The 17,969-nt window shown below is 68.6% G+C and carries 14 protein-coding genes and 1 pseudogene; 6 read left to right on the top strand and 9 right to left on the bottom strand.

Translation table 11 applies throughout. The annotated features are described in order from the left end of the window. Positions 1 to 469: 469 nt before the first annotated feature. The 3 genes from ACT2FV_RS21705 to ACT2FV_RS21715 form a co-directional block, all read right to left on the bottom strand. Entirely contained in the window at positions 470 to 982 is a 513-nt protein-coding gene (locus ACT2FV_RS21705) for a disulfide bond formation protein B (protein WP_059598988.1), read from the bottom strand. 149 nt (positions 983 to 1,131) lie between these two features. Next, positions 1,132 to 2,508 (bottom strand): amidase, encoded by a 1,377-nt coding sequence (locus tag ACT2FV_RS21710; RefSeq protein WP_444504765.1) that lies wholly within the window; start codon positions 2,506 to 2,508, stop codon positions 1,132 to 1,134. Between the two features lie 7 nt (positions 2,509 to 2,515). Beyond that, the gene (locus tag ACT2FV_RS21715; protein ID WP_059598990.1) at positions 2,516 to 3,196 is read right to left on the bottom strand and encodes a GntR family transcriptional regulator; all 681 of its coding nucleotides are present in this window, start codon (positions 3,194 to 3,196) and stop codon (positions 2,516 to 2,518) included. Between the two features lie 277 nt (positions 3,197 to 3,473). Between ACT2FV_RS21715 and ACT2FV_RS21720 the strand changes: the two genes are divergently transcribed. Both ACT2FV_RS21720 and ACT2FV_RS21725 read left to right on the top strand, forming a co-directional pair. Next, positions 3,474 to 4,661 (top strand): gamma-glutamyl-gamma-aminobutyrate hydrolase family protein, encoded by a 1,188-nt coding sequence (locus ACT2FV_RS21720; protein ID WP_444504766.1) that lies wholly within the window; start codon positions 3,474 to 3,476, stop codon positions 4,659 to 4,661. 114 nt (positions 4,662 to 4,775) lie between these two features. Next, positions 4,776 to 5,477: a DUF2968 domain-containing protein gene (locus ACT2FV_RS21725; protein WP_444504767.1), complete on the top strand. Its 702-nt coding sequence runs from the start codon at positions 4,776 to 4,778 to the stop codon at positions 5,475 to 5,477. Positions 5,478 to 5,558: 81 nt separating this feature from the next. Here ACT2FV_RS21725 and ACT2FV_RS21730 read toward each other — a convergent pair whose 3' ends face one another. After that, a complete protein-coding gene (locus tag ACT2FV_RS21730) occupies positions 5,559 to 6,719 on the bottom strand; it encodes a hypothetical protein (protein WP_444504768.1) in 1,161 nt (386 codons plus the stop codon). Positions 6,720 to 6,814: 95 nt separating this feature from the next. Here ACT2FV_RS21730 and ACT2FV_RS21735 point away from each other — a divergent pair. After that, positions 6,815 to 7,306 (top strand): annotated as a pseudogene (locus ACT2FV_RS21735) (MFS transporter); the annotation flags it as partial. Positions 7,307 to 7,378: 72 nt separating this feature from the next. Here ACT2FV_RS21735 and ACT2FV_RS21740 read toward each other — a convergent pair. Beyond that, positions 7,379 to 9,217, bottom strand: a complete 1,839-nt coding sequence (locus tag ACT2FV_RS21740) for a tetratricopeptide repeat protein (RefSeq protein ID WP_444504769.1) — start codon at positions 9,215 to 9,217, stop codon at positions 7,379 to 7,381. Between the two features lie 130 nt (positions 9,218 to 9,347). On the opposite strand from ACT2FV_RS21740, the gene ACT2FV_RS21745 reads away from it, so the two are divergent. Further along, positions 9,348 to 11,006, top strand: a complete 1,659-nt coding sequence (locus tag ACT2FV_RS21745; RefSeq protein WP_444504770.1) for an FAD-dependent monooxygenase — start codon at positions 9,348 to 9,350, stop codon at positions 11,004 to 11,006. 8 nt (positions 11,007 to 11,014) lie between these two features. Here the strand turns inward: ACT2FV_RS21745 and ACT2FV_RS21750 are convergent, their stop codons facing one another. From ACT2FV_RS21750 to ACT2FV_RS21765, 4 genes are read right to left on the bottom strand one after another with little or no spacing between them, the layout of a single operon-like run. Then, a complete protein-coding gene (locus ACT2FV_RS21750) occupies positions 11,015 to 11,266 on the bottom strand; it encodes a formate dehydrogenase subunit delta (RefSeq protein WP_174907126.1) in 252 nt (83 codons plus the stop codon). 7 nt (positions 11,267 to 11,273) lie between these two features. Beyond that, complete coding sequence (gene fdhF / locus ACT2FV_RS21755; protein WP_444504771.1) at positions 11,274 to 14,225, bottom strand: formate dehydrogenase subunit alpha; 2,952 nt, start codon at positions 14,223 to 14,225, stop codon at positions 11,274 to 11,276. 17 nt (positions 14,226 to 14,242) lie between these two features. After that, positions 14,243 to 15,820 (bottom strand): formate dehydrogenase beta subunit, encoded by a 1,578-nt coding sequence (locus ACT2FV_RS21760; protein ID WP_059598998.1) that lies wholly within the window; start codon positions 15,818 to 15,820, stop codon positions 14,243 to 14,245. Further along, positions 15,817 to 16,317: an NAD(P)H-dependent oxidoreductase subunit E gene (locus ACT2FV_RS21765; RefSeq protein WP_124623570.1), complete on the bottom strand. Its 501-nt coding sequence runs from the start codon at positions 16,315 to 16,317 to the stop codon at positions 15,817 to 15,819. The genes ACT2FV_RS21760 and ACT2FV_RS21765 overlap by 4 nt, the downstream gene beginning before the upstream one ends. Before the next feature lie 131 nt (positions 16,318 to 16,448). Here ACT2FV_RS21765 and ACT2FV_RS21770 point away from each other — a divergent pair, with 131 nt between their 5' ends. Both ACT2FV_RS21770 and ACT2FV_RS21775 read left to right on the top strand, forming a co-directional pair. Continuing rightward, positions 16,449 to 17,555: a substrate-binding domain-containing protein gene (locus tag ACT2FV_RS21770; RefSeq protein ID WP_151047059.1), complete on the top strand. Its 1,107-nt coding sequence runs from the start codon at positions 16,449 to 16,451 to the stop codon at positions 17,553 to 17,555. Positions 17,556 to 17,656: 101 nt separating this feature from the next. Continuing rightward, positions 17,657 to 17,926 (top strand): hypothetical protein, encoded by a 270-nt coding sequence (locus tag ACT2FV_RS21775; protein ID WP_124623574.1) that lies wholly within the window; start codon positions 17,657 to 17,659, stop codon positions 17,924 to 17,926. Positions 17,927 to 17,969: the final 43 nt, after the last annotated feature.

A 17,969-nucleotide genomic window follows, 5' to 3' on the forward strand; every position in this document is an offset into this window, starting at 1 on the left:
AACGACGTCGCGGGACGTGCGGACGCCATGAGGGTGACGGATGCGGATGGTTTGCGTTGTCATGATGAATCCAGTCGACATTGCGGATCGGGCGCGCGTTACGCAGGAGGTGAGGCAACTGGCCTCGCGCACGTAGATCGCCATCCAGTCGCGAAGATAGCACCGCAAGGCGGCGGAAACATTGCCGGGCGGTGATCCGGGCTATCAGACGGCGATCATGTCGATCATAGGCCCGCCGTGCGGGATCGGGGCGCCGATGCACGGGCATCGGGCCGAAACGCATGCGCGGCGGGGCGTGCGCGCGGCTGTCGCGTGAGGTGCGTTCGCCCTGAAATCCGGGTTGCGGCGGGGTAGGTGTTTACGCGCGGCCGGCATGTGCGGCCGCGTGGGGCTGCGCCGGTGCAGCCGGGTGAGCAGCGCGAAGCGCCTGCGCGGCCTCGACCGGTCGGCCGGAACGTGGCGCGTCCGGTCAGCCTGCCAGCTTGCGGCGATGGCGCCAGAGGCTCGAGGCGACGGGAATCAGGATCGCGGCGAAGCCGATCAGCGCCCAGCCGGGCAGCAGGATGCCGAAGATCGGCGGGTAGACGGTCTCGCACAGGCCGGCGACCTTGAACATGCCGGGGAACCACTGGGCGGGCGGCAGGCTGTCGACGATCGGTTGCAACGTGTCGAAGCCGCAGCTGAAGCCCGGATTCATCTGGATCGAAAGGTGCCGCGCGGCGGTGCCGACGCCGCCGGCCGCGGCGATCGCGATCAGCAGCTCGAGCACCCAGATGCCGCGCCAGTTGCGCATCCCGGCCGCCAGGAACGCGAAGATCCCGATCGCCGCGAAGAAGTAGCGCTGGATGATGCACAGCGGGCACGGATCTTCGTTCTTCACGTACTGCAGATAAAGCGCGCCGGCCAGCAGGGCGATGCACACCCATCCGAGCAGCATCAGCAGGCGGCGTTCACGGCGGAGTGCGAGCGTGGAGTCGTTCATGTCGGCGGGATTCCTGTCGTTGGTCGGTCCGATAAACAATCGCGCGATTTTAGCGCGAACGATCTGGCACGAAACTGACAGCGCACATGCGGCACCCCGCCGCAGCCACTTCGTCCGGGGCACCTTCTGCCGTCATTGCGCCCGTGCGGTCACCGGATCGTGTTCAGCACGGCTTCGACCGCCTGGCCGATCGCGAGCAGCGCGTCGTCGCGATGCGGCGCGGCCGCGAGCATCAGGCCGACCGGTGCCGTGTCGCGCGGATGGCACGGCAGCGACAGCGCGCAGGCGTCGAGGAAGTTGAACGCGCTCGGGTTGCGAAGGATCAGCGCGTTGGTGCGCGTAAAAGCATCGTCGTCCGCTTCGAGTTCGGCGATGCGCGGCGGCACGACGGGCACCGTCGGCGCGACGAGCGCGTCGAAGCGCGACCAGACCGTGTGCGCCGCTTCCTCCAGCATCGCCTGGCGGGCGGCGAGCAGGTCGAGATAGTCGGCCGCGCTCGCCGGCTCGCCCTTCAGGATCCGCGAAAGCACGCGCGGGTCGTATTGGTCGCGGTGCTGCGCGAGCAGCGGGCGATGCCACGCGTATGCCTCGATCGGCGAGAAGCCGAAGCGGTTGATGTCCGGCAACCGGTCGAGCGCGGAAAAGCGCACTTCCGTGACGATCGCGCCGGCGGCTTCGAGGTGCTTCAGCGAGGCGTCGAGCGCGGCGGCGACATCGGCATCGACGCCGTCCGTCACATAGTTGGTCAGCACGCCGAGCCGCACGCCTTCGAGCGGCCGCGCGGCCGGTACGTGCGGCTCGAGGCCTGCGAGCATGCGGTCGACGAGCGCGCAACAGGCGACCGTCAGGCCGATCGGGCCGAACGAGTCGAGCGTGGTCGACAGCGGCACGCCGCCTTGCGTCGGGATCCGGCTCGCGGTCGGCTTGAAGCCCGTGAGCCCGCACAGTGCGGCCGGAATGCGGATCGAGCCGCCGGTGTCGGTGCCGAGCGCGACGGCCGCCATCCCGTCGGCGACGGACGCGGCGGCGCCGGACGACGAGCCGCCGGCAATCCGCGCGTCGCCCGGCACGTCGCGGCGGTATGGTGAGCGCGGCGTGCCGAAGTGCGGATTCAGGCCGAGCCCCGAGAACGCGAACTCGCTCATGTTGGTGCGGCCGACCAGCACCGCGCCCGCGCGCTTGAGCCGCGCGACGGCGACCGCGTCGGCCCTGGCGGGCGGTGCGCCGTCGAGCACGCGCGAGCCGGCGCGCGTCACCTGGCCCGCGACGTCGAACAGATCCTTGACCGACACGGGGATGCCCGCGAGCGGCGACAGCACGGTGCCCGCGGCACGCAGACGGTCGTGGGCATCGGCGGCCGCGCGCGCGTTGTCGGCGTCGACTTCCGTGAAGACGGCGGCACCCTGGCCGGACGGATCGGCGATCCGGTCGAGCGCGACGTCGACGAGCGCGCGGCTCGTGGTCCGGCCGGCGGCGAGGTCGGCGGCGAGCTGGGCGAGCGGAGGGAAGGGCGTGAAGGTGGTCATGGGCGGTTCAGGGGCGAAGACGTTGGACAAGAGTGGCGCGAAACGAATCGATATGGCGTTCGACGGCCGTGCGCGCGCCGGCGGCATCGCGCGCGGACAGCCGTTCGAACAATTCGAGGTGTTCGCGCTGGACGTCGGACAGGTGGTGCGGCTCGGACAGCGTGACGAACCAGAAGCGCAGCGAGCGTTCGTGCAGCGCGCGCAGGATCTCCGCGAGCACGGTGTTGCGTGCCGCCGCGGCGATCGCCTGATGAAACGCGCGGTCGAGCTCCATCATGCCCTCGACGTCGTGCGCGTCGACGCAGGCCTGCCCGTCGTCGAGCAGCGCGGCCATGCGCGCGAGATCGTCGGGCGTCGCATGGCGGGCGGCGAGTTCGACGCAATGCGCTTCGTTGATGCGGCGCACGTCGATCACCGCGACGATGTCGTCGAGCGACAGCGGCTGCACCATCAACCCCTTGCGCGGCATCACGGACAGCAGCCCTTCGAGCACCAGCCGGTGGACGGCCTGATGGACGGGCGTGCGGCCGATGCCGGTGCGGGCGACGAGGTCGGCTTCGTTGAGCGCGGCGCCGGGCTTCAGGCGCATCGTGATGATGTCGCGCTGGATCAGCGCGTACGCGCGGTCGGCGAGGCTGACGGCCGATGCGGCGGGCCGGTCGTGGAGGACGTCGGTCAGGGCGTTCATGCGGGCGGCGGCGCGGTGGCCGGGCAGGGCGCGATCATGGCGCAGGCGATCGGTAGCGTGGACGATTCGTGAATATTATTGTGATATATCACTGATGTCCAGTGTGCCCGGGCGACGATCGATATCGTCGAATGAGTTCGGTGACACGCCTGGCGGCGGATGCGACGAGTTGCAACAATATCGACAGGATGTTGCTCGTTTACCGCGCGATCGTGCACTGAAGCATAATGAATCCTCGTCAATCCACCACGCGCGAGCGACGTACCAGACCATCGTCATGAGCGAAATCACGCCTTCCCCGGCCGGTCTGCCCGGCACCTCTTCCGCTTCTACCGATTCCCCCCGTTCCAGGCCGGCGCACACGCCGGAGGCGTCTGCCACGCAGGCTGCCCCTGCGCAAGTCGTCGCGGCGGACGGTGCGTCGCCGGTCACCGCGGCGTCCGAGCCGGGCGCCGCAGGCACGACAGGTGCTGCAGCCGAAGGCGGTGCAGTGTCGCCGAAACCCGGTGCCGCGCCACCCGGTTTTGGCGCGCAGCCCGATTTCGACACGCCGCGTCCGCCGCCCGCCAGCGCGCAGAACGCGCCGCCGGCATACCTGAAGCAAAGCGACACGCCGTGGTCGGTGTTCGGGCGGATCATCGCGGCACGCGCACGCCGGATCTTCGATCGCGCCGGCCAGCGGATCACGCAGCGTACGCTGCGCATCGGCGTGTCGGCGCGGATCTTCCATCCGGAGCCGGGCGCGAAGGGACTGCGCGGCAAGACACTGCAGTATCTCGAGGAATCGATCGCGCACTGGGTGATGTCGCGCGACGTGCTCGTGTTCATGATCCCGACCGTCGGTCACCAGGGCATGCTGCATCCGAGCAACATCCGCCTGCGCGACTACGCGAAGCATCTCGACGGCCTGCTGCTGCAAGGCGGCGCCGACGTGTCGCCGCAAACCTACGCGGCGTCGGATGCGCGCCCCGAATGGCCAGGCGACCGCGTGCGCGACATGTACGAGCTCGAGCTGTTTCACGAGTTCGTCGAGTCCGGCAAGCCGGTGCTCGGCGTGTGCCGCGGCTGCCAGCTGATCAACGTCGCGTTCGGCGGGTCGCTGTACCAGGACATCGCGACGGACGTGCCGACCGCGAATGCGCACGTGAGCGAGCATTACGACCAGCATCGCCACGCCATCCGCTTCCCCGACTCGTCGACGCTCGCGAGCATGTTCCCCGGGCGCAGCGAAGCGATCGTGAACTCGATTCACCATCAGGCGATCCGCGATCTCGGCCGCGATCTGAACATCGAGGCCGTGTCGGCCGGTGACGGGATCATCGAAGGCATTCGCTACCGGCGTGCACCGTTCGTCGTCGGCGTGCAATGGCACCCGGAGTTTCATCGTGCTGGCGGCGCCGAGTTGCTCGACTGCACGCCGCTGCTCGATGCGTTCCTGCGAGCGGCTCGCGATACCCGCCTGTAAGCCGCTCTTGTATCGCCGCGCAGGAAGGCTGGCCGCATCCCGATAAATTCGAGATGCGGCCGTTTCGTTTTGAACGATAATCGCGACTCCCGATTCGTTCGCCGGAGTCTGACGTTGGTCTTCCGAGATTTTTCCCCTGCACGATGCGCAACGTGGATCGTTGCGCTGGCCGCCTGCGCGCACGCGGGCGCAGCGTGGTCCGACGCGACCGCGCCGGTCGCGGGCACGCGCCCCGCGGTGACGAGCCTGAGCGGCGATGTCGCGACTGCGGCACCGGCATCCGCGGCATCCGCCACGGATGCCACCGCGCAAGGCAACGTCGGCGAACTCACGCAGATGCTGCATGACGGACGAATCGTCGAGATGCGCACCACCTACAACGGCAGCTATGGCGCAAGCCTGATGTTCGATCCGCGCGAGATGACGTATTACGTCGCGCTGTTTCAGGACAAGCATCTGTGGCGCGTGATCAGGTCGCAGGAGAAAAGCCGTGCGGAGATGGTGTACGCGAACTTCGTCCAGCAGACGGTGCAGCTCGCGGACGTCGAAATTCGTCGCACCGAACTCGAGGCGCAGAAGACGTTCCTCGAACGCGTGATCGCGCTGCAGGCGAATCGCGCGCAGCAACTGCAGGCCGATCTGAACGTCGCGCGCGGCCAGCAGGCCGCAGTGGCGCAGCGGCAGAAGGCGGCGCAGGAGCAGACGCGGGCGCTGCAGATCGAGAAGCGGGCCGCGCAGGTGCAGTTGCGTGATCTGCAGGAGCAGGTGCGGCAACTCGAGCGGCAGTCGGAAACGGGGTTGCCCGCGCACAAGTGACGATTCGGTGCGATCGACCGACGGACGGACGAACGAAAACCCGGCGAAGCCTGCTTCGCCGGGTTTTTTGTTGGGCGCGTGTCAGCGGATGAGCGTATCCGGTCCGTCGGTCAGGCGGCGGTGGGACAGTTGTGCTGTCCAGTCGAAACCGGCGCCGGGCGCGTCGGCCGCCGGTGCCGCGCGATCGGGGTGCAGCGCGTTCACCATCGCGATAAGCGTGAGCGGGTCGTCGAGCGGGTCGAGCGGGGCTCCGGGATGCGCAGGCGAACCGACGCGATCGGGCGTCGGTGTGCGCGACGCGTGGCGCGTGGCCGATGGGCGCGCGGCGAGTCGCGGCGCGGAAGGTGCGTGCACGCGTGCCGTTGTCTTGCGCCTGTGGTCCGGCCGATGCGGCGTCGGCGGCGCTGCGATGGCGACGCGCTGAACGTTCGGTGTCATCTCGGAGCGTCGCGGCGCTGGATGGGTCGTCGCGCCGCGTGTGACGGGCGCGCCTCTGGAAGGCGTCGCAAACGGCCGCGCTGCGACGGGCTGCGCCGGTGCGACGGTCGGCATGGCGGGCGCCACCGCGGCCGTTTGCACGGCACCCATGGACTGCACGGCATGCTCCGGCACGACGCCAACGATCTGCGTCGCGGGTGCAGGCGCGAAACCCGGTAACGGCTCGTGCGCGGCGATCAGCCAGCCGATGATGCCGAGTGCGCCGATGCTCCAGCAGGCGGCGTGCCGCGCACGTCGGTCATGCGCGCGACCGGCGGCATGCTCGATGTGCTGGCCGGCGGCGCACGCCGCAACGTCCGGTACACCGGCAGACACCGGGCGCGTGGCGGGCGGCGATTGCCAGCGGCACGCGCGATGCGGTGCTCCGACGTCGATGCATGAGGTCTTCAGGATGGCTGCGCAGAGCGTGCCGAGTCGGGTGCCGGGCGCGCCGCTGAACGTCCATTCGCGGCCGAACGGCGGCACGCCGTCGAGCGGTGCGACACGAGGGCGGGCAAGCGGACCTTCGACGGAAACGAGGAGCATTGGGATCATGAGGGCGGTACGCGATGCGACACAGGCAACGATGCCGGCCGCGGCGCGAATAGCGTGGCAAGTTGTGAAATTGTGGTCAGTCGACGGCGACCGGTCGATCAGATCAATCTGATTTTTTGTACGCTTTTCGAGGCGATTCGTACCAGACGAACGCGGCGACGGTGATCGCGGGCCCGGCCCAAGGCAATTGTCGGCTTCGCGTGGCATCATTTGCCGTCCATGCCGGCGTGTGCATCATTGTGCTGCGTGCCTCCGGCTGGCAGCGATGTTCGTGCGTGCCAGTCCGGTGCCACACGCATCGTCGGCTGCACCTGTCGTCGCTCGACGCACTCGTCGTAACCGTCTGCGTCGGCCTGTCCAATCTCGTCTGGCTGCCGCTGTCCGGCGCGCTGTCGGATCGCATCGGCCGCCGCCCGGTGCTGATCGCGTTCACGGTGCTTACGCTGCTGTCGGCCTACCCGGCCGTGCTGTGGCTCGTGGCCGATCCGTCGTTCCTGCGGCTGCTGGCGGTCGAGCTGTGGCTGTCGTTCCTGTACGGCTCGTACAACGGTGCGATGGTCGTCGCGCTGACCGAAGTGATGCCGGCCGACGTGCGCACGGCTGGCTTTTCGCTCGCGTACAGCCTCGCGACGACGATCGGCGGTTTTACGCCGGCGATCTCGACGTTGCTGATCCACCAGACCGGCAACAAGGCGGCGCCGGGGCTGTGGCTGAGCGTCGCCGCGATTTGCGGGCTGATCGCGACGCTCGTGCTGTATCGCACGCCCGAGGCGCGCAACCAGTACAAGGCGGCTTGACACCACCTGCGTCGCATCACGTCGAACGAAAAAAGGAGCGCGCCGCGCTCCTTTTTTTCTGCGTTCGGCCACTCAGGCGTCGCGCAACGCGTCGGCGACTGCCGCCGCCACGTCGAGCCATTGCCCCGGTGCGGACTGGCGGGCGAGCTTCGCGTGCGGATACCAGGGGCAGTCGTCGCCGGTGAACCAGCGCCAGTCGGGTGCGAACGGCAGCATGATCCACAGCGGCTTGCCGAGTGCGCCCGCGAGGTGCGCGACCGCCGTGTCGATCGTGACGACGCCGTCGAGTCGTTCGATCAGCGCGGCCGTATCGGCGAAGTCGTTCAGCCGCCCATCGAGGCGATGCACGCGCGGATGCGCGTCGACGCGCGCCCGTTCGTCTTCGTCGAGCGCCGGCTGCAGCACGACCCAGTCGATGTCCGGCAGTGCGAGCAGCGGTGCGAGCGCGTCGAACGACATCGAGCGATTTTCCTGCGCTTGCCGGCGCCCTGACCACGCGAGACCGAACTTGCGCTTCGACTGGCCGCCGAGCGAGCCGCGAAAGCGCCGGCGCGCGCTGTCCGGCGCGTCGAGGTAACGCTTGCCCGCGACGATGTCGGCTGGCTGCAGGCCGAGCAGGAACGGCAGGCTCATCAGCGTGCACGCGACGTCCGCCGCCGGCGGCTTCGCGGCGCCCTGTGCGACGAGCGTCACGCGCCAGCGTGCCGCGGCCGGCGCGAGCAGCGCGACGAGTTCCGGCTGCACTTCGAGCACGACGCGCGCGCAGCGGGCGCGCGCGAGCGGCACGAAGCGGACGAACTGCAGCGTGTCGCCGAAGCCCTGTTCCGCGCGGATCAGCAGCGTGCGCGACGCAATCGGCTCGCCTTGCCAGCGCGGCAGCGTGCCGAGCGGCGTTGCGCCCGGCGTGTCGTGACGCGCTTCGTATGCGGGCAGGCCGCGGGTGAAGTCGCCCAGCGTAAGCAGCGTGACGGCGCGATGCAGGTGCGCGAGTTTGAGGTCGGGAGCGACGCGCAGCGCCTGGTCGAACGCGCGCAGCGCCATCTCGTGCGCGCCGAGTGCGTGATGTGCGTTGCCGAGGTTCAGCCACGCGAGACTGAACGACGGATCGAGGCCGACCGCCCGTTCGTAGTAGGGCAGCGCTTCGCGCTGGCGTGCCTGCGCGCACAGCGCGTTCGCGAGCCCGAAAAGGGCGAGTGGGAACGGCGGGTGCAGCGCGAGCGCGGCTTCGAATGCGGCGGCGGCTTCGCCGTGACGGCCGACCGCCTCGAGCGTGTTGCCGAGATTGAAATGCGCGGCGACGAAGCGCGGCTGCGCGGCGATCGCCGCCTGGAAGTGCGCGATCGCGTCGTCGGCCCGGCCCATCGCGTTCAGGGCCATCGCGAGATTGTTGTGCGCACCGGCATGCCCGGGCCGCAGCTCGAGGGCGCGATGGAATGCGGCGAGCGCGTCGTCGTGACGGCCGAGGGCATTCAGCGCGTTGCCGAGGTTGTTGTGGATCGATGCGTCGTCGGGCGTGAGCCGAAGTGCGCGGCCGAACGCATCGACGGCATCCTCGTGGCGCTGCAGCGCCGCATACGCGTTGCCGAGGTTGTAGTGCGCGAGCGGAAATTCGGGCGCGAGCGTCAGCGCGTTGCGAAAGCGGTCGATCGCTTCGTCGAGTCGGCCGAGCGCCTTCAGCGCGTTGCCGAGATTGAGCTGCAGCGCGGCATCGTTCGGGCGCAGCTCGACCGCACGCCCGACGAGATCGGCTGCCTCGGCATGCTGGCCCTGCTGATGCCGCAGCACGCCGAACAGATGCAGTGCGTCGGCGTCGGCGGGATTGGTGGCGAGTGCGGTGCGATAGCCGTGCTCGGCCTCGGCGAGGTGGCCCGCGCGGTGCGCGGCATACGCTCGGTCGAATGCGGAATCCATGACGCGAAAACTGACGGAAAGCGCGTATTTTCCCACACTGCGCGGTGGCACCCCAGATCGGCCGATTGGCATATGGCCCCGTCACGCGGAGCGGCGTAGACTTGCACAATCGCGTGTCATCGAGGTTCTCATGGCTGACACACCGCTCGATATCCCGCCCGTGCTGATCGTCGGCGCGGGCCCGACTGGCCTTGCCGCCGCGATGGCGCTCGCGCGTGCCCGCGTGCCGGTGCGCATCATCGACCGGCTCGCCGCGCCCGCACCGTATTCGCGCGCGATCGGCATCCAGGCGCGCACGCTCGAACTGCTGGAGCAGCATCGCGCGGTCGAACCATTTCTCGCGTTGGGCCATCGTGCGCATGCGGCCGTACTGCACGCGGACGGCCGCGTGATCGCGCGGCTCGATTTCGATCCACTGCAAACGCGCTATCCGTATTTGCTGTTTCTCGACCAGAGCATCACCGAGCGGCTGCTCGCCGAGCACCTGGCCGGGTTCGGTGTGATGGTCGAACGCGGCGTCACGTTAACCGCGTGCGACGCGGGCGGTATGTCGCTCGACGTGACGATTCGCGGCGCCGACGGTCGTGAACAGGCATTCGCACCGTCGTACCTGATTGCCGCCGACGGCGCGCACAGCACGGTGCGCCATCTGCTCGGCCTGGGCTTCGCCGGGCATGCGTTCGAGCAGACCTTCCTGCTCGCCGATTTCTCGGCGATACCCGATTGGCCGGACGAGGAGATCCACCTGTTCACGACGCCGGACGGCATCGCGGGGCTGTTTCCGATGGGCGGCGGCCGCTACCGGCTCGTCGCCGACCGGCCGCCCGGCGGCGACGCATCGCCCGATGCGCCGGCCACCCCGACGCTCGACGAATGCGAGGCGATCGTGCGCGCTCGCGTCGGCGCGTCGATCGCGCCGAGCGATCTCGCGTGGTCGGCGTATTTCCGCCTGCATAGCCGGATGGTCGACCGGCTGCGTCACGGGCGCGTGTTCTTCGCGGGCGACGCCGCGCACGTTCACAGCCCGGCGGGCGCGCAGGGGATGAACACGGGTATCCAGGAAGCGTTCAATCTCGGCTGGAAGCTCGCGCGCGTGCTCGGCGCAGGCACGCCGGAGCGGCTGCTCGACACGTATCACGCGGAGCGCCATCCGATCGAGCGTGACGTATTGCGGCAGACCGGCTTCATCACGCAGATCGTCGAAGCCGACCACGGCGCGATGAAGCTGCTGCGCGATCATGTCGTGCCGCTGCTGGCGTCGTTCGGGCCGGTGCGCGACGCGGTGCGTCGCACTGTCAGCGAGCTCGGCGTGCAATACCGGAAAAGCCCGCTCACGCTCGAACGCGTGCTCGATGGCGGGCCGCGCGCGGGCGAGCGTGCGCCCGACGCGCTCGTGCACGTCGTCGACGGGCCGCTCGGCCGGGCGCCCGGGACCGCGAGACTATATGACCTGCATGACCCGGCGAGCTTTACGCTGCTGCTGCTCGAGGAGCCGGCAAGTGCCGATACGGGCGACACGGGCGACGTGCCGCCGATGCCCGCGGACGCGCAGGCGCTTGCGCAGGGGCTGGAGCGGATCATGCCAGGTGCCGTGCGAACGTGGCGCGTCGCCGATGCCGAAAGCGACGGCGACGATGGGCTCGCGCAGGTATACGGCCGTTCGAGGCCGTCGTTCTACCTGCTGCGTCCCGATGGCTACATCGCGGTGCGCGGCCGTACCGCCACCGACGCGAACGCGCTGCTGCGCCATTGCGAAGGCTGGTTCGCGGGCATGCCGGTGCCCGCGTAGCGCGGCGCTCAGGCGCAGGCCGCGGCCGGCACGAGCGATGCGCGGTGCGCGGCGATCGCGTCGCGCACGATCGGTGCGGCGCGTTGCGCGGCTTCGCTCGACGGATCGTCGAGCGCGGCGAGTAGCGCGCGCCGCATCCGCGGTTCCCAGAAGCGCCGGATGTGATCTGCGATTCCGGCCAGCGCTTCTTCGCGATCGGGCATCGATTCGAAGAACGCGCCGATCTGGTTGGCCATGTCGATCAGGTGTCCGTTGTCCATCGCGTCCTCACTTGCCCGTCGTCGCGGCAGCCGGCGTGGCGGCGCGGCGCTCGAGCAGGTCGAGCTGCTCCGAGTTGAAACGTGCATACGCGCGCTGCCAGTCCGACGGCTGCGCAACCGGCATGACCTGCACGGCCGTGACCTTGTATTCCGGGCAGTTCGTGGCCCAGTCGGAGCTGTCCGTCGTGATCACGTTCGCGCCCGACTCGGGGAAGTGGAACGTCGTGTACACGACACCCGGCTGCATGCGGTCGGATACGAGCGCGCGCAGTACCGTCTGGCCGGCCCGCGATTCGATGCCGACCCAGTCGCCGGTCCGAATCCCGCGATCCTCCGCATCGTGCGGATGAATCTCGAGGCGATCCTCTTCGTGCCACCGGACGTTCTCGGTCCGGCGCGTCTGCGCGCCGACGTTGTATTGCGACAGGATGCGGCCCGTGGTCAGGATCAGCGGATAGCGCTGCGTGACCTTTTCCGGCGTCGGAATGAACTGCGTAATCACGAACCGGCCCTTGCCGCGCACAAACGCGTCGATATGCATCGTCGGCGTGCCGTCCGGTGCATCTTCGTTGCACGGCCACTGGATGCTGCCGAGCGCGTCGAGCTTCTTGTACGACACGCCCGAGAAGGTCGGCGTGAGCCGCGCGATCTCGTCCATGATTTCCGACGGATGCGTGTAGTGCATGTCGTAGCCGAGCGCCTGCGACAGCAGCAGCGTCACTTCCCAGTCGGCGTAACCCGCGAGCGGCGGCATCACCTTGCGTACGCGAGAGATGCGGCGCTCCGCGTTCGTAAACGTGCCGTCCTTCTCGAGGAACGTCGAACCCGGCAGCAGCACGTGCGCGTATTTCGCGGTTTCGTTCAGGAAGATGTCCTGCACGACGATGCATTCCATCGACGACAGCGCGGCCGCGACGTGCTGCGTGTTCGGGTCCGACTGGACGATGTCCTCGCCCTGGCAGTAAAGCCCCTTGAAGCTGCCGTCGAGCGCCGCGTCGAACATGTTCGGGATGCGCAGCCCCGGTTCCGGTTGCAGCGTGGCCGACCATGCTTCCTCGAACTGGCTGCGCACGATTGCGTCGCTGATGTGCCGGTAGCCGGGCAGCTCGTGCGGGAACGAACCCATGTCGCACGAGCCTTGCACGTTGTTCTGGCCGCGCAGCGGATTGACGCCGACGCCTTCGCGACCGATGTTGCCAGTCGCCATCGCGAGGTTCGCGATGCCCATCACCGTCGTCGAGCCTTGCGCGTGTTCGGTCACGCCGAGGCCGTAGTAGATCGCGGCGTTGCCGCCGGTTGCATAGAGGCGTGCGGCCTCGCGCACCAGTTCGGCCGGTACGCCCGTCACGTCCGCGGTGGCCTCGGGCGAGTTGTCGGCGCGCGACACGAAGTCGCGCCATTGCTCGAACGCGCGCGTGTCGCAGCGTTCGGCGACGAATGCCTCGGCGACGAGCCCTTCGGTGACGATCACGTGCGCGAGCGCGTTGACCATCGCGACGTTGGTGCCGGGGCGCAGCTGCAGGTGGTGCGTGGCCTTCACGTGCGGGCCGTCGACCACGTCGATGCGGCGCGGGTCGATCACGATCAGCTTCGCGCCTTCGCGGATGCGTCGCTTCATGCGCGAGCCGAACACAGGGTGGCCGTCAGTCGGGTTCGCGCCCATCACGACGATCACGTCAGCCTGGCCGATCGACGCGAAGGTCTGCGTACCGGCCGATTCGCCGAGCGTCGCCTTCAGGCCATAGCCGGTCGGCGAGTGGCACACGCGTGCGCAGGTATCGACGTTGTTGTTGCCGAACGCGGCGCGTACGAGCTTCTGCACGAGGTAGGTTTCCTCGTTCGTGCAGCGCGACGACGTGATGCCGCCGATCGAATCGCGGCCGTATTTCTGCTGCAGCTTGCGGAATTGCGTCGCCGCGTACGTGAGCGCTTCTTCCCAGCTGACTTCGCGCCACGGGTCCGTGATCTTCTCGCGGATCATCGGTTTCGTGATGCGGTCCTTGTGCGTTGCGTAGCCCCACGCGAAGCGGCCCTTCACGCACGCATGCCCTTCGTTCGCGAGGCCGTTCTTGTGCGGCGTCATGCGCACGACCTGCGTGCCCTTCATCTCGGCCTTGAGCGAGCAGCCGACGCCGCAGTACGCGCAGGTCGTGACGACCGAGTGCTCGGCCTGGCCGAACTGGATGACGGACTTCTCCTGCAGCGTGGCGGTCGGGCACGCGGCGACGCAGGCGCCGCACGATACGCATTCCGATTCCATGAACGATTCGCTTTCGCCGGCGGCGACGCGCGATTCGAAACCGCGCGCGGCGATCGTCAGCGCGAACGTGCCTTGCGTTTCCTCGCATGCGCGCACGCAGCGGTTGCAGACGATGCACTTCGACGGATCGTACGTGAAATACGGATTCGATTCGTCCTTCTGCTCGCGCAGGTGATTCGCGCCGTCGAAACCGTAGCGCACTTCGCGCAGCCCGACCACGCCGGCCATGTCCTGCAGCTCGCAGTTGCCGTTGGCGGGGCAGGTGAGGCAGTCGAGCGGGTGGTCGGAGATGTACAGCTCCATCACGTTGCGGCGCAGCGACTGCAGCCGGTCCGACTGCGTGCGCACCTTCATCCCGGCTTCGGCGGGCGTCGTGCACGATGCCGGATAGCCGCGCCGGCCCTCGATTTCGACCAGGCACAGGCGGCACGATCCGAACGGTTCGAGCGAATCGGTCGCGCAAAGCTTGGGCACGTTGACGCCGGCTTCGATCGCGGCGCGCATCACCGACGTGCCGGCCGGCACCGTCACCGGCTGGCCGTCGATTTCGAGCGTGACGTCGGTATCGGCATGCCGTTGCGGCGTGCCGTAGTCGGTTTCGTCGAACGGATCGCGCACGCGCGCCTGGGCGGCGCTCTTGCACGCGCATTGGCCCGAGCCGCAGCCGCCTTGGCGGACGTTGTTCGTGTCGAGGGACATTCAGGGCTCCTTCTGGGTCAGGCCGCAGCCTTGACCGGACCCGACGCGGCTTGCTTGCCGGCGGCGAGCCCGAAATCTTCGGGGAAATGGTCGAGCGCGGACAGCACCGGGTAAGGCGTCATCCCGCCCATCGCGCACAGCGAGCCGGCGAGCATCGTGTCGCACAGGTCGCGCAGCAGCGTGACCTGTCGCTCCGACTTATCGCCCTGGCGAATGCGTGCGATCGTCTCGACGCCGCGCGTCGATCCGATCCGGCACGGCGTGCACTTGCCGCACGATTCGATCGCGCAGAACTTCATCGCGTATTCGGCGAGCTCCGCGAGATTCGACGTGTCGTCGTGCAGCACGATGCCGCCGTGGCCAACGACCGCGCCGATTGCCGTGTACGCCTCGTAGTCGAGTGGCACGTCCCACTGGTGATCGGGCAGATAGGTGCCGAGCGGGCCGCCGACCTGGGCGGCGCGCGCGGGCCGGCCGCTTGCCGTGCCGCCGCCGTAGTCGAACAGCAGCTCGCGCAGCGTGACGCCGAACGCGAGCTCCACGAGCCCGCCGTAGCGGATGTTGCCCGCGAGCTGGAACGGCAGCGTGCCGCGCGAGCGACCCATCCCGTAGTCGCGATAGAACGCGGCGCCGCGCGCGAAGATCACCGGCGCGGTCGCGAGCGTGATCACGTTGTTGATCACGGTCGGCTGGCCGAACAGGCCGGCGAGCGCGGGCAGCGGCGGCTTCGCACGTACGACGCCGCGCTTGCCTTCGAGCGATTCGAGCAGCGCCGTTTCCTCGCCGCACACGTAGGAGCCCGCACCCTTCGCGACGTGCAGGTCGAACGCATGCGCGGAGCCGAGCACGCGTTCGCCGAGCCAGCCGGCTTCACGGGCGCGCTCGATCGCGGTTTCCAGTGCCGCGATCGCGTGCGGGTATTCACTGCGCACGTAGATGTAGCCGAGCGTCGCGCCCGTCGCGATGCCCGCGATGATCATCCCTTCGATCAGGCAGTACGGATCGCTTTCCATGATCAGGCGATCGGAGAACGTGCCCGAATCGCCTTCGTCCGCGTTGCAGACGATGTATTTTTGCGTCGCGCTGGCCTGCCGGACGGTGCGCCACTTGATGCCGGCCGGGAAGGCTGCGCCGCCGCGGCCGCGCAGCCCCGATTCGATCAGCAACTCGCACGCGGCGCCGCCGTCGAGCGCGAGCGCGTTCTTCAGGCCGGCGAGGCCGTCGTGCTTCAAGTAATCGTCGATCGACAGTGGATCGGTCAGGCCGATGCGCGCGAACGTGAGGCGCTGCTGGCGCGCGAGATAGGGCAGGGCGTCGACTACGCCGACGCCGCTCGGATGCGCGCCGCCGTCGAGCCAGTTCGCGTCGAACAGGGCGGGCACGTCTGCGGCTGACAGGTTCGCGTAGCCGACGCGACCGGCGGCCGTGCCGACCTCGACGAGCGGCTCGAGCCACAGCAGCCCACGCGAGCCGTTGCGGATCAATTCGATCGCGACGCCGCGCCGCTCGGCTTCCGCAACGATCGCGGCGGCGAGCGCGTCGGCGCCGAGCGCCAGCGCTGACGAGTCGCGCGGAACGTAGATGCGGGTCGTCATGCTGCCTCCGAAGTGTGCGCGGTCGCGTCGGCGAGCAGGGCGTCGAACTTTTCCGGCGTGACCTTTGCGTGCAACACGCCGTTGACCGTCATCGACGGCGATTGCGCGCACAGCCCGAGGCAGTAGACCGATTCGAGCGCGATGTCGTCCGGCGCGTGCGCGTCGGCGCCATCGCCGTGCGCCGCGTCGAATCGACAACCCGTGCGCGCTTCCGCGTGCGCGGCCAGCGCTTCGCAGCCCATGCTGCGGCACGCCTCGGCGCGGCACATCTGGATCGTCACGCGCGCGGGCGGCGCGGTGCGGAAGTGGTGATAGTAGGTGAGCACGCCGTGCACTTCGGCGCGCGACAGATTCAGCGCCTTCGCGAGCGGCGCGACGCAGCCTGCCGGCACGTAGCCTGCATCGTCCTGGATCGCATGCAGGATCGCGACGAGCGAGCGGCCGGCACGCGCGTGGCGCTCGACGAGCGCGTCGGGCGCAGGGGAATTCGGGGACATCGGTTATGCTCCTCCAAAGTCTCATATGTGCCGTCAATTCATATAGTGCACATCGGGACTTCGTCCTGATTGATTTTAAGCAACGATAAGCGGAAGATTTCGCAGTCGCAATAGGAAATCGGAGTACATAATTGATTCGAATCGAATGCGACGCGTATCTGACCGTACGCGACACGGAGGGCCGGACGGCGAGCCTGTCGGACGTCGCCCCGTTGCTGGAGCTCGTGGCCGATACGGGCAGCATCGCGCAGGCCGCGCAGGCGAAAGGTCTGTCGTATCGGCACGCGTGGGGCATGCTGCGGGCGCTTGAGGCATGCGTCGGCGGCGAGTTGATCGAGACGGCACGCGGCAAGGGATCGACGCTGTCGGAGCTGGGGCAGGCGGTCGTCGACGCGCAGCGGCTCGCGCGCAACCGTCTCGACGGGAACCTGCGCGCGCTGGCAGCCGAGGTGGCGAGCGACCTGAACAGGCGGCTCGCGCAGCGCGACGGCGCCGTGCGCATCCATGCATCGCACGGCTACGCGGTTGCGACGCTCGTCTCCGCGCTTGTCGATTCGCAGGCAGCCGTCGACATCAAGTATCGCGAGAGCGTCGAAGCCGTGCAGGCGCTCGCGCGCGGTGAATGCGAGCTGGCCGGTTTTCATCTGCCACGCGGCGCGTTCCGCGAACAGTGCGCGCAGATCTACCGGCCGTGGCTCGACGACACCCGTCACGTGCTGATTCATCTGACGCGTCGCCAGCAGGGGCTGTTCGTGCCGCGCGGCAACCCGAAGCAGGTCAGCGGGCTCGCCGATCTCGCCCGCAACGACATCCGCTTCGTCAACCGGCAGCCGGGGTCGGGCACGCGCATGCTGCTCGATCTTGCATTGCGCGCGATCGGCATCGATCCCGAGCGTATCGACGGCTATGCGTCGGCCGAACTCACGCACTCGGCGATCGCCGCGTTCGTCGCGAGCGGGATGGCCGATCTCGGCTTCGGCGTCGAGCCGGCCGCCCATCACTTCGGGCTCGATTTCATCCCGGTCGTCGACGAGGACTATTACTTTGCGTGCGAACGCGCGCAGCTCGACTCGCGACCGCTCGCCGGCGTGCTCGCCTTGCTGCGCGATGCGCGCTTCGTCGACCGCGTCGCGCATCTCGACGGCTACGATCCGGCCGCGTGCGGGACGCTGACCGGCATCGCGGACGGATTCGCCGGTATCGTCGGGGGCGGTATGCCGGACGGCAATGTACGGTAACGGGGACGCGCGCGAACCGCGCTGCAGCAGCGAGGGATTTGCGCTACGCTTGCCGCTTGATCAACGTTCCAACAAGCACGCCGTTCAGGCGTCATCCCGCCATGAAACTATCCGTTCCTTTCTCCGCGGCAGCGTTGACCGCAGGGCTTCTTGTTGCCGTTTCGCCATTGGCGCTCGCGCAGAATTCACCTGGCCTGCCCGGCGGGATCCTGAGCGACCAGTTCCGCCTGAACGAGCATCCGCAGATGCCGTTCGCGGCGTCGGCGCCGTCGCAGAAATACCAGAACGGCAAGAAGTCAGCATTGCGCCGCAAGGGCGATTTGGGGGACCCGAACGGCTGCAACCTGAAGTGTCCGATGGACACACAATGAGCAGGCGCTGACGCGCCGGGTTGTCGACGCCGCGATCGTTTGT

Source organism: Burkholderia sp. PR2, from assembly GCF_052372875.1.
Taxonomy (GTDB): domain Bacteria; phylum Pseudomonadota; class Gammaproteobacteria; order Burkholderiales; family Burkholderiaceae; genus Burkholderia; species Burkholderia diffusa.